Origin of the sequence: Parasphingorhabdus litoris DSM 22379 (assembly GCF_020906275.1) — a bacterium.
GTDB lineage: Bacteria > Pseudomonadota > Alphaproteobacteria > Sphingomonadales > Sphingomonadaceae > Parasphingorhabdus > Parasphingorhabdus litoris.
Window position 1 is genome coordinate 1,889,442 of sequence record NZ_CP086727.1, and the last position, 12,192, is coordinate 1,901,633.

General features: G+C 53.6%; 11 protein-coding genes. 9 read left to right on the forward strand and 2 right to left on the reverse strand.

Annotated elements, in window-relative coordinates; translation table 11 throughout:
* The first annotated feature begins 44 nt into the window (after nt 1-44).
* Both proS and rnr read left to right on the forward strand, forming a co-directional pair.
* Nucleotides 45-1,580 carry a proline--tRNA ligase gene (proS, locus tag BS29_RS09195; protein ID WP_229953369.1) on the forward strand — a complete coding sequence of 512 codons (1,536 nt, stop codon included), beginning with the start codon at nt 45-47 and terminating at the stop codon, nt 1,578-1,580.
* A complete protein-coding gene (gene rnr / locus BS29_RS09200) occupies nt 1,580-3,859 on the forward strand; it encodes a ribonuclease R (RefSeq protein WP_229953370.1) in 2,280 nt (759 codons plus the stop codon). The genes proS and rnr overlap by 1 nt, the downstream gene beginning before the upstream one ends.
* Before the next feature lie 15 nt (nt 3,860-3,874).
* Here the strand turns inward: rnr and BS29_RS09205 are convergent, their stop codons facing one another.
* Entirely contained in the window at nt 3,875-4,330 is a 456-nt protein-coding gene (locus BS29_RS09205) for a universal stress protein (RefSeq protein WP_229953371.1), read from the reverse strand.
* A 149-nt stretch (nt 4,331-4,479) separates the two neighbouring features.
* Between BS29_RS09205 and BS29_RS09210 the strand changes: the two genes are divergently transcribed.
* The 7 genes from BS29_RS09210 (at nt 4,480) to BS29_RS09240 (ending at nt 10,779) form a co-directional block, all read left to right on the forward strand.
* Nucleotides 4,480-5,778 carry a pyruvate dehydrogenase complex dihydrolipoamide acetyltransferase gene (locus BS29_RS09210; RefSeq protein ID WP_229953372.1) on the forward strand — a complete coding sequence of 433 codons (1,299 nt, stop codon included), beginning with the start codon at nt 4,480-4,482 and terminating at the stop codon, nt 5,776-5,778.
* 84 nt (nt 5,779-5,862) lie between these two features.
* Entirely contained in the window at nt 5,863-6,402 is a 540-nt protein-coding gene (locus BS29_RS09215; RefSeq protein ID WP_229953373.1) for an endonuclease domain-containing protein, read from the forward strand.
* Entirely contained in the window at nt 6,395-7,795 is a 1,401-nt protein-coding gene (gene lpdA / locus BS29_RS09220) for a dihydrolipoyl dehydrogenase (protein WP_229953374.1), read from the forward strand. Before BS29_RS09215 ends, lpdA begins: the two co-directional genes overlap by 8 nt.
* Before the next feature lie 429 nt (nt 7,796-8,224).
* Complete coding sequence (locus tag BS29_RS09225) at nt 8,225-8,605, forward strand: endonuclease domain-containing protein (protein ID WP_229953375.1); 381 nt, start codon at nt 8,225-8,227, stop codon at nt 8,603-8,605.
* A gap of 37 nt (nt 8,606-8,642) precedes the next feature.
* Complete coding sequence (locus BS29_RS09230) at nt 8,643-9,566, forward strand: aminotransferase class IV (RefSeq protein WP_229953376.1); 924 nt, start codon at nt 8,643-8,645, stop codon at nt 9,564-9,566.
* A complete protein-coding gene (locus BS29_RS09235) occupies nt 9,563-10,303 on the forward strand; it encodes a sulfotransferase-like domain-containing protein (RefSeq protein WP_229953377.1) in 741 nt (246 codons plus the stop codon). Before BS29_RS09230 ends, BS29_RS09235 begins: the two co-directional genes overlap by 4 nt.
* A gap of 131 nt (nt 10,304-10,434) precedes the next feature.
* Complete coding sequence (locus tag BS29_RS09240) at nt 10,435-10,779, forward strand: hypothetical protein (protein WP_229953378.1); 345 nt, start codon at nt 10,435-10,437, stop codon at nt 10,777-10,779.
* Nucleotides 10,780-10,807: 28 nt separating this feature from the next.
* Here BS29_RS09240 and BS29_RS09245 read toward each other — a convergent pair whose 3' ends face one another.
* Nucleotides 10,808-12,163 carry an O-antigen ligase family protein gene (locus BS29_RS09245; RefSeq protein ID WP_229953379.1) on the reverse strand — a complete coding sequence of 452 codons (1,356 nt, stop codon included), beginning with the start codon at nt 12,161-12,163 and terminating at the stop codon, nt 10,808-10,810.
* Nucleotides 12,164-12,192 lie beyond the last annotated feature (29 nt).

Consider the following 12,192-nt stretch of genomic DNA (forward strand, 5'->3'; position numbering starts at 1 on the left):
TTCGGGCCAATGGATTTTGAAACTTTCCGACAGGAACTGAATACGTGAAGAAAAACGCTTTATCCGTAACCAGGGAAGATGACTTCTCAGCTTGGTACCAGCAGCTTATTGCCGAAGCCGATTTGGCCGAAGAATCCGGTGTGCGTGGCTGCATGGTTATGCGGCCATGGGGTTATGGTATTTGGGAACGGGTTCAGTTTCTGATGGATCAGCGGATTAAGGCGACTGGCCATGAAAATTGCTATTTTCCGCTATTCATCCCGCTAAGCTACTTCGCTAAAGAAGCAGAACATGTTGATGGCTTTGCCAAGGAAATGGCGGTCGTCACCCATCATCGATTGATGAAAGATGATGCAGATGGGCTTGTCGTCGACCCTGAAGCGAAGCTTGAAGAACCGTTGGTCGTCCGGCCAACCTCTGAAACTGTGATCGGAACAGCTTTTTCCCGCTGGGTTCAAAGCTGGCGTGATTTGCCGGTGATGATCAACCAATGGGCCAATGTTGTGCGCTGGGAAATGCGTACGCGTATGTTCCTGCGGACCAGTGAGTTTCTCTGGCAAGAAGGGCATACGGCCCATGCTACACGCGATGAAGCGATGGAAGAGACACTCGAAATCTTGGAAATGTACCGCAGCTTTTCTGAGGATGTCTTGGCGATGCCCGTGGTTGCAGGTGAAAAGCCGGAAAATGAACGTTTTCCTGGCGCTGATGCGACCTATTCGATCGAAGCGATGATGCAAGATGGCAAAGCACTACAGGCTGGTACTTCACATTTTTTGGGACAAACCTTCTCCAAGGCGCAGAACATCCGCTATCAGGACAAGGAAGGGCAATTCCAGTTCGCCTATACCACGAGCTGGGGCACCTCTACCCGTCTGATCGGCGGCGTTATCATGACCCATGGCGATGATGATGGCCTGCGTGTACCACCGCTTATTGCCCCTTATCAGGTTGTGATCATACCCATGCTACGCGACAAACCCGAAGATGAAGCAGTGCTGGAATTCTGCTCCGCGCTGACCAAACAACTATCCGGACTACGGGCTTTCGACGAAAATGTTCGGGTAAAACTGGACAAGAGCGGTGTCAAAGCGTCGAACAAGCGCTGGGCTTGGGTCAAGAAAGGTGCGCCTATTATCTTGGAAATCGGTCCCCGGGACGTATCGGAGGGCAATGTATCAGCCCTTCGCCGCGACGCGCTTTATAAAGACAACGGCAAGCTGGATTCGCAGATTCTTGAGAAAGATGTCTTTGCGGAACAGGTTCCCGCTTTGCTCGAAGAGATACAAACCAAATTGCATGGCGAAGCCAGGCAGCGGCTGGACGCGAATATCACTCGCGGGCTCACCGATTTTGCGGATGTCGAAAAATTCTACAAAGAGAATAAAAAATATCCTGGTTGGCTGGAAGTCCAGTGGTGCCGGGCGACCGGCGAAGAGCTAGACCAGATTGAAGAGCGTTTGAAGAAGCTGAAATTGACGTTCCGGAATGTACCGACGCAAGCCGCTGCGGTTGACGGTGATTGCATATTTACGGGTAAACCAGCGGTCGAGCGAATACTTATCGGCAAAGCCTATTGATGGCAAAATCGTCCAAATCTCACAAGCCAAGACAAGTTCCAACGCGCAAACAGATATTGGACTTTATTGAAAAGTCGGATCAACCCGCAGGCAAACGCGAGATTGCAAAAGCATTTAAGCTACGCGGTTCTGACAAAATAGCCCTTAAGGCTTTGCTAAAAGATATGGCCGATGAAGGCCTGATCGACAGCACCCCAGGCCGTGCTTTTCACAAAATTGGCGGTATTCCCAAAGTCACGGTCCTGAAGATTGTTGAAATCGACGGCAATGAAGCGGTTGGGATACCCGAACGTTGGGAAGCAGACAACGTGCCTGCTCCGCGCCTGCGTATCAAGGAACGCGGCCGCCGTGCGGCCTTGGCGGTAGGTGATCGCATATTGGCCCGTACAGAAGAACGTGGGCAGGGGCATATTGCCTTCATGATGAAAAAGATTGCCCAAAGCAGCGACATGCTGATGGGCATAATCGAGAAAGATGAACGCGACCGGTTCTGGTTGAAGCCCGTTGACCGCAAGCACCGGCGCAGCACCGCTATTTCAGATCTCGGTGAGGCAGAGTTCGGCAACTTGGTCCTCGCGGAGCCCGTTGGTCGCGGAACACAGATCAAGGCCCGGGTAAAAGAAATATTGGGCGATCCGTTTGCGCCAAAATCATTCAGCCTGATCGCGATCCACAAATATGAAATTCCGCGTGAATTCCCTGCCGATGTTCTGGATGAAGCGGAAAATGTGGCCAAGCTGAAGCTTAGCGCAGAAGATCGTGAAGATCTGACCCATTTGCCCATTGTAGCGATTGATCCGGCAGATGCGCGGGATCATGATGATGCGATCTGGGCGGCGTCGGATGATGACCCCGACAATGTGGATGGCTTTCAAGCCATAGTCGCGATTGCAGATGTCTCTTTCTATGTTCGCAGCGGCAGCAAGCTGGACAAAGAAGCCTATAAACGCGGGAACAGTGTCTATTTCCCCGACCGGGTCGTGCCCATGTTACCCGAAGCGCTCTCGACGGACGTGTGTTCACTAAAGCAAGATGTTGATCGTGCAGCTTTGGCTTGTCATCTTAAAATTGATGCCAAGGGTAAGGTCATTTCGTCTCGCTTCACTCGCGCTATTGTTCGGCTGGCCGGCAATATAGCCTATGAGGATGCGCAAGCCGCGATTGATGGTGAACTGAACTATCCCATGAAGACTGTCGCTCTCGAACAGCTATGGGCCTGCTGGAAGCTTCTTGCAAAGGCTCGTGATAGCCGCGAACCGCTCAATCTCGATCTACCCGAAAAACGCGTGGTCCTCGATGAAAAAGGACGAATTGCCGAAATAGCCGTCCGTGAGCGACTGGACGCTCATCGTTTGGTCGAGGACTATATGATCGCGGCCAATGTTGCGGCGGCGAAAATGCTCGAAACCAAAAAGTCGCCGCTTATCTACCGCGTGCATGAAATGCCTTCGCGTGAAAAACTGGTGGCGCTGAAAGACTATCTGAAAAGCTTTGATGTGAATTTCGCTCTGGGCCAGGTCATTAAACCATCCGTGTTCAATCGTTTGATAGAACAGGTTGGAGAGGCGGAAATTTTGCCGCTGGTCATGGAGCAGATCCTGCGCAGCCAGACACAGGCTTATTACGGGCATACTAATATGGGTCATTTTGGCCTGGCGCTGGGCAGCTATGCGCATTTTACCAGCCCCATCCGCCGCTATGCCGACCTTATCGTCCATCGCGCTTTGGTGAGTGCCTGCAAACTGGAACAGCCCAAACCGAAGAACAAAGATATTCCTCCGCAAAGCGGGCTGAGTGAGGATATGGCGGCCAGACTGGAGCCTATTTCCGAGAAAATCAGCCAATTGGAACGACGCGCCATGATGGCGGAGCGCGAAACAGTGGATCGCTACATTTCGGCCCATTTATCCGATCATGTTGGGCAGGTGCTGAAATGCCGCATTACCGGAGTTCAGAATTTCGGGTTTTTCGCGACGGTTGAAGAGCTGGGCGGAGACGGACTTGTCCCGGTCCGCACCTTGGGCATCGAACGTTTTGACTATGATGAGCAAAAACAGCAGCTTGAAGGTGTTGATAGCGGTGTAACCTATAATATCGGCCAAAAACTGGACCTGCGACTGGTGGAAGCCAATGCGGCTACCGGAAGCTTACTCTTTGAGCTGGCAGAGGGGGCTAATCATATGCCCACTGGCCAACAGCCATATCGACGAGGAAAGGGAAAGCCGCATCGCAAAGGAAAACGGGGGCGCCCGGCAAATATCCGCCATCATGGTAGATGACCGTGTGATTGGCCCCTAGCTCAAGCGATCAATTTCTTCCTTGCTCAGCGATCCGGGTACAACCATGACCGGGCAGGGGAGAGAGCCAACTTCCGTTGCGGCAAAATGAGTCACCAAGGGACCAGGTGTCCCATTGCCGGCAGCACCCAGCACGAGAGCAGCCAGGCCGTCAATTTCATCCATCATCTTACGGACATCTTTAGGGCCTTTGCCTTCTTTCACTGTGATGGATGGGCGAATGCCAGTTTCTTCGAACAACGTGCCTGCAGCACTCGATACCAAGGCCTCTGCACGGTTCTTCGCTTCTTCCTCTAGCGTAGCTTGAACACCTCCCCAGGCGACAAAGCCTTCGCTTTCAACCAAGGCTAAAATATGCAGTGCGCCATTTGTCTTCATCGCACGGCGTGAAGCAAATCGCAGGGCTATGCTTGCCTCTTCGGTTTCGTCGATAACCACCAGGTAAGTACGCATGAAAACTCCCCAACTGACTGCGCATTTTTACTATTAAAACCATGCTTGCGATAAAAGCCTGTGATATGCAAGATTTACACGGCTTGCGCTTTCCTGTGATTTGCGCATAAACGCCTGCAACGTTGCTATAGAATAAGGGTTTCCTCTCCATGCCGATCAACCTTCAAATGCCCGCTTTGTCACCGACAATGGAAGAGGGGACGCTGGCCAAATGGCTGGTCAAAGAGGGCGATGAGGTCGCTTCAGGTGATTTGCTGGCGGAGATTGAGACCGACAAGGCGACAATGGAGTTTGAGGCGGTTGATGAGGGCACGATTGCGAAGATCGTCGTGGCCGAAGGTACCGACAATGTCAAAGTCGGCGATGTGATCGCGATCATCGCCGAAGAGGGGGAGGATGTTGGCGCTGCCTCGAAAGTTGACGAAAGTGCCGCAGAGAAGCCCAAGGCGGTTGCGGAAGTTGCTGAAAAGCCTGCGGAACCGGTACAGGAGGTTGCTCCAAAGGTTACAGATGAGGCACCTAAAGTTGCCGCACCGGCATCGGATGGCAACCGGATCAAGGCCAGCCCGCTGGCCCGGCGTCTGGCCGAGCAGAAGGGCGTTGATCTCGGCGCGCTCAGCGGTTCCGGGCCTGGCGGACGGATTATCAAGGCCGATATTGATGCAGCCGAAGGCGGCACCGCACCGGTTAGAAGCGAAGCCGCAGCACCCGCGCCAACAACCGCGCACGCTCCAACACCAGCGGCGAATGACTTCGATATCCCGCACACGTCCGAAAAACTGTCCGGCATGCGCAAGACCATTGCCCGCCGTCTGACCGAAGCAAAACAGACCATTCCGCATATCTACCTGACCGTGGATATCCAGCTCGACAAGCTGCTCAAGCTGCGCAGCGAGCTTAATGCCACGCTGGAACCCCGCGGCGTCAAGCTCTCCGTCAATGACCTGCTGATCAAGGCGCTGGCCGTCTCGCTGATGCAGGTGCCCAAATGCAATGTCTCGATTGACGGCGATCAGCTCAAGACATTTGCCCGCGCCGATATCTCGGTCGCGGTCAGCATTCCCGGTGGTCTAATCACACCAATCATCACCAGCGCCGATACCAAGTCGCTCAGCGCTATCTCCACCGAGATGAAAGATCTTGCCGAACGGGCCAAAGAGGGCAAGCTCAAGATGCACGAATATCAGGGCGGCACGGCGAGCATCTCCAACATGGGCATGTTCGGCATCAAGAATTTCGACGCCGTGATTAACCCCCCGCAAGCCATGATCATGGCCATCGGGGCAGGGCAGAAGCGCCCCCATGTCATTGATGACAGCCTGCAAATCGCCACGATCATGAGCGCCACCGGCAGCTTTGATCATCGGGCCATTGACGGCGCCGACGGCGCGCAGTTGATGCAGGTGTTTAAAGATCTATGCGAAAACCCGTTGGGGATGCTGGCTTAGTGGGAACTTCCCCTCTTCAACGTCGCCTAAGCAACAAGTTGCTAAGGCTTTGGTTTCCTCTCCCGCAAGGGGAGAGGAGTTAGCGTGAAAAATGCGTCGATTTCTTTGCCCTCTCCCCTTGCGGGAGAGGGAGGGGCCCACAGCCCAGCTGTGGGAGGGAGAGGGGTGGACGGCGTCTGCCGTCCCATAGAGCCGGAAACACCCGAAGAAATCATCCGCCGCCGGGCAAAATCGATGCGATCCGAGCCCACCGAAGCGGAAGCCAAATTATGGACCATCCTTCGCGCCAAACGTCTCGGCGGCTACAAATTCAGACAGCAAGTTCCAGTCGATCACTACATCGCCGATTTTGTCTGTTTTACCAAAAAATTGATCGTGGAAGCAGATGGCTCTCAACATGCAGAAAATAGCTATGATCAAAAGCGTGATGATTATCTGAAAGCACAAGGTTTTCGAATTCTGCGTTTCTGGAATAATGATATTTTGAACAATTCTGATGGGGTGGCGACGGCGATACTTGCAGCGCTGAAAGCCCCCTCTCCAACGTCGCCTAAGCAACAAGTTGCTAAGGCTTTGGTTTCCTCTCCCGCAGGGGGAGAGGATGAAAAGGTGCAATATGACTGAAAAATCTTACGATCTCATCGTCCTCGGTTCCGGCCCCGGCGGTTACGTCGCCGCGATCCGGGCTTCCCAACTTGGCCTGAAAACCGCCATCGTGGAGCGCGAAAATTTGGGCGGTATCTGCCTCAACTGGGGCTGCATACCGACCAAGGCACTGCTGCGCTCGGCTGAGGTATTCCACAATATGAAGCACGCCGCGGACTATGGTCTGGCGGCGGAGAAGATCAGCGCGGATCTGGACGCGGTGGTCAAACGCTCTCGCGGGGTGGCGAAACAGCTTAATCAGGGCGTCACGCATCTGATGAAGAAGAACAAGATTGATGTTGTGATGGGCGACGGCAAGATTGTCGAAAAGGGCAAGGTCGCCGTCAAAACCGAGAAGGGCGACGAAGAACTGACCACGCCGAATATCATCATCGCCACTGGCGCACGGGCACGGGATCTGCCCTTTGCGAAAGCTGATGGCAAGCGCATCTGGACCTATCGCCACGCCATGACGCCGCCGGAAATGCCCAAGAAACTGCTGGTAATCGGCTCCGGCGCGATCGGAATTGAATTTGCCAGTTTCTATAATGACATGGGCGCGGACGTGACCGTGGTCGAGATGATGGATCGCGTTGTTCCGGTCGAGGATGAGGAAATTTCGAAATTCCTCGAAAAATCCCTGAAGAAGCAGGGCATGACCATCATGACTGGCGCTGGCGTCAAGAGCATCGAGACATCGGCCAAGGGCGTCAAGGCGGAGATTGAAGACAGCAAAGGCAAGAAAGCCAGCCATGACTTCAGTCACGTCATTGTCGCGGTCGGCATCCAGCCCAATGTCGAAACCATCGGCCTGGACGAACTGGGCATCGAACCGGACGAGCGTTTCCATATCAAGACGGACGCGATGTGCCGGACCAATGTCGAGGGCATTTATGCTATCGGCGACGTCACCGGCGGACCGTGGCTTGCTCATAAAGCCAGTCATGAGGGCGTTATCGCGGTGGAAGCGATAGCGGGCGGCCACCCGCATGCAATGGATGTGAACAATATCCCGGGCTGCACCTATTGCCATCCGCAAATTGCCAGCGTTGGCCTGACCGAAGCCAAGGCCAAGGAAGCCGGTCATGACGTCAAAGTCGGGAATTTCCCATTCATTGGCAATGGTAAGGCCATTGCGCTGGGTGAGACCGAAGGTTTCATTAAAACTGTGTTCGACGCGAAAACTGGCGAATTGCTCGGCGCGCATATGATCGGGGCGGAGGTTACCGAACTGATCCAAGGCTATACCGTGGGCAAGACGCTGGAGACGACCGAAGCGGAATTGATGAACACCGTCTTCCCCCATCCGACACTCAGCGAAATGATGCATGAAAGCGTGCTCGACGCCTATGAGCGGGTTTTGCATATGTGATCAGACGTTACCCCTCACCAACGTCGCCTAACCGCCTTCGGCGCTAAGGCTTTGGTTTCCTCTCCCTCAAGGGGAGAGGAGTTGAGAAGGGAAGTATCGATAGATTCGATCATTTTGGCGCAGATTGGGAGCAGGGATTTTACTTCTCTCCCCCTGAGGGAGAGAAAAGACTTGGCTTGGCAATTTATTGCTTAGCAAGTCTTAGTGAGGGGTAGGCGGCAAACACTGGCTTTGTGCTTAGACGCTACCCCTCACCGACTGCGACTAAGCACCTGCGGCGCTAAGTCTTCGTTGTCCTCTCCCTCAAGGGGAGAGGAAAATGGCCGAAACTGGCAAGAACAACTCTCCTCTCCCCTTGAGGGAGAGGAGAGATTTGCTTACGAACTTGTTCGTTAGAAAATCTTGGTGAGGGGTGGAGGTCAAACGCCAATGGCCGGATATAAACCGCAAACTCTAAAACACGCCAAACAGCTACGTCGCGACATGACACCGCAGGAACGCCTGCTTTGGAACCGATTAAGAGACCGGCAAGTGGGCGGATATAAGTTTCGAAAACAACAACCAATAGGGCCCTATATTGTTGATTTCATATGCCACGAACAGAAACTGATTGTGGAAGCAGATGGATCGCAGCATTATGATAGTGATCATGATCTGGCGCGCGATCAATGGTTGAAAAAGCACGATTACTCTGTTCTTAGATATTGGAATAATGAGATAAATGAAAATTTAGAGGGCGTTTTGGAAGCTATTTTGGTTGCGCTTTCCCTTAACCCCTCGCCAACGTCGCCTAACCGCCTACGGCGCTAAGGCTTTGGTTTCCTCTCCCTCAAGGGGAGAGGAGTTAATGAGGGAATCCAGGATGGCCAAAGGCACGCATGATTATATCGAGGATCCGCGCAACGAAACCATCCTGATCAACGTAAACGGCGTGATCACGCCGCGGGCCGAGGCCATGGTGTCGGTTTTTGACAGCGGTTTCATGCTGGGCGACGGGGTCTGGGAAGGCCTGCGCGTACATCAAGGCAAAATCGCGTTTCTGGATGCCCATATGGATCGTCTGTTTGAATGTGCCAAGGCGATTGCGATGGATATTGGCATCAGCCGGGAAGCCCTGATCGCAAGGCTGTATGAGACCATAGAGGCCAATGGCATGACTGCCTGCCACATTCGCCTGATGGTGACACGCGGCATTCGCTCAACGCCTTATCAGGACCCGCGGGTGGTTATCTCTCCGGCGACGATTGTGATCATTCCGGAATATAAGGAAGCGCTGCCGAGTACGGTAGAGAATGGCATAAGGCTGTTCACCGTGCATGTCCGGCGCGGCGATCCGGCGGTGCAGGACCCCAAGCTCAATTCTCATAGCAAGCTGAACTGCATTACCGCCTGTATTCAGGCGACACAGGCTGGCGCGGACGAGGCATTGATGCTGGATCCGCAGGGCTTCGTGGCGACTTGCAACAGCACCCATTTCTTCATTGTCCGCAAAGGCGAAGTCTGGACTTCCAGCGGTGATTATTGTCTCGGCGGTATCACCAGGAGCAATGTGATCCAGCTCTGCCGCGAGAATGATATCCCGGTATATGAGAAGAATTTCTCCCTGACCGACGTATATGGCGCCGACGAAGCCTTTGTGACCGGGACTTTTGCGGGTGTTGTGCCTGCGACAGAGGTGGATGGTCGTGTATTGAGCAAGGGCAGGGGGCCGATGGTCGAACGGCTGCAAAGCCTCTATAAAGCGCTGGTCGAAAGCGATACGGCGGCATGACGTCATCGCCGGTTCGCATTGCCATGTGGTCCGGTCCGCGCAACATCTCGACCGCGATGATGCGCAGCTTTGGCAGCCGGGCCGATTGCGCGGTCAGCGATGAGCCTTTTTACGGAGCATTTCTGAAAAAGACCGGTTTTCAGCAGCCCATGGCGGATCAGATCATTGCATCAATGGATTGCGATTGGGGATCAGTCGCGCAGGCCATGCGCGGGCCAGTGCCGGGCGGTAAGGTCATCTGGTACCAGAAACATATGCCGCACCACATGGTGGATAAGGTGTCGATTGCGGACTTTCCCGATCACCGGCACGCCTTCCTGATCCGCGATCCGGATCATGTGGTTGCGAGCTATGCAGCAAAGCGGGTCGAGGTGACGCCCGATGATCTGGGTTATGCCCGGCAACTGGAATATTGCGACCAGGCGGCTCAAATGAGCGGAATCGCGCCAATAGTGCTGGATAGTGCGGATACTTTAAAAGATCCTGAGGGACGATTGAAGGAGCTGTGCATCGCGCTCGCGATCGATTGGGATCCGGCCATGTTGAACTGGCAAGCAGGGCCTCGAGAAACGGACGGAATATGGGCGTCCCATTGGTATAACCGCGTCATCGACACAACAGCCTTTGCTGCGCCCTCAGATCATCAACCAAAATTGACCAGCGCGCAGCAAAAGATCGCAGATCAATGCCGGGCGTATTACGATCAATTATTGGAATATTGCCCTAATGCATTGTAATATATATTATAGTTAGGACGGAATCGACCAAGCAAGCAACGCATCGTGTAAGCTGGTTCCTTCTGCGGTTTTACTGGCCTCCTTTCCGAAAAATATGATATGCTGCGCCATAGACTTTTTAGGAGGCATCTATGTTCAGCATATTATCCATCGCCTTGTTCAGTGCAGCCACATTCAGTGCCGCCGATGCGGAGACGGCCAGGGTGAGTTATTCCAATTGTCTCACGGACTTTACGATTACCCATCTCGACCAGAAAACAGCCCGCCGCGCCTTTAACAAGGCCGCGGTAACAGCTTGCCCGGATGAGCGCAGTGCCATGATCGCTGCGATCAAGAAGGACGAGATTGAATATGAAAGCACTGAAGAGGAAGCCACACAATACGCCACAGAGGAAGCGGATGGCGTTATATCTTCCTTTACAGGGGGTTATGCGGCGTATCTGAGTTCCAATACCCGGCCTGTTAAAGAACAATAATATTGCCAGCCCAGGGGGCGGACAGAGGCTAAACTTGCTTGGCGAGTGCAGGAACGGCTTCGTCGCTATCTTCGGATTGTGCGCGCCGCTTGGCGATAATGGCTGCGCGTTTTTCCGCTTTCCTATAGGTGATAAAGCCCGCCAACATGCCAATAGCGATGGCCAGCATATATTGAATGACCCATGTCAGCATGACCCACTCATAAAAGCTGTGCATGGCAAAGATGACCAATGTCACACCAATGCCGACGGCCATGTCACCCTTGGGATCCTTGCGATTGGCCCAAGCAAATCGGAAAGCCGCCACGATGGGGACGAAAATCAGCAGCACAAAGCATATAAGCCCAATGAAGCCGGTTTCTGCCGCGGCCAGCAAATAGCTGTTATGAACGGGTGCCGAGCGGCTTCCCCTGTTCCATATGACGCCTGCTCTTTCGGAATATCCTTCCGTATTCGCGACAACAACATATCGATTGGCGCCTATGCCCATTGGGTGGTCGGCCCAGATCATCTTGGCAGCCCGCTCAAAGGCTTGCCGTTCTTCGTTGCTGCCCTCGGTTGACGTGATCGCAAAACGTTGCTGCAACGAGGAAATAGCGACAGGCGTTGCAATCGCCAGAATGACCAATCCAATAGCGGCAACCTTGGTTTTCCTTGCCGTTGGCTTGCGGACCATTGACAGGAAGATCACGAGCATCACGCCGATACCAGCCAGCCCGATCGTTGCCCTGGACGCACCAAAGGCAACCACAATCAAACCCGCAACCACGCCCAGCATTGGCAACTTGGCCTTTTTCGTAGCCATCAACATCGCGAGAGAGGGATAGAGCGCGAAATGGGTCGCTACGCCCAAGAGATTTTGATGTCCCATTGTTCCACTGGCTTGAACCACACCGGAGAATTTTTGGCTGATAGAAAAACCGGCTTGCAGCGTTATGCCGCAGACCAGGCCTGCAATAATCATCTTGGGACCGTCTTTTGTCATCGCGACATTGGCTACGGCCCAGAATACCAAAAGCACTGTTCCCAATTGCCAGGCATAGAAAAACGATGCCTGCGGGGTCGTTGAGAAGATGATGGATAGTGCTGCTGCCCCAATATAGGCTATGAAAAGCGCTGTGAATGGAAACGACAACGGCGATCTTCGGCTTCTGATCACAATAGCCAGAGCCAGCGCATCCAGAAGGGTGATGATCACGCCCTTTGTTTGTCCCGGCCAGGTCGCCCAGCTGATAATGGCGGCATCCAGATTCCAGGCGGAAATAACAAATGGCAAAAAACCAACCGCAAAATACAGATAACGCCGGTATTTTGCATTTTGTTGCAGCAGAACCATAAAGACCGGAACGGAAAATATGATCACAGCCAAGGCAATGAATCTCATGATCTATATTCTTCCCCTGCCAACCGGCA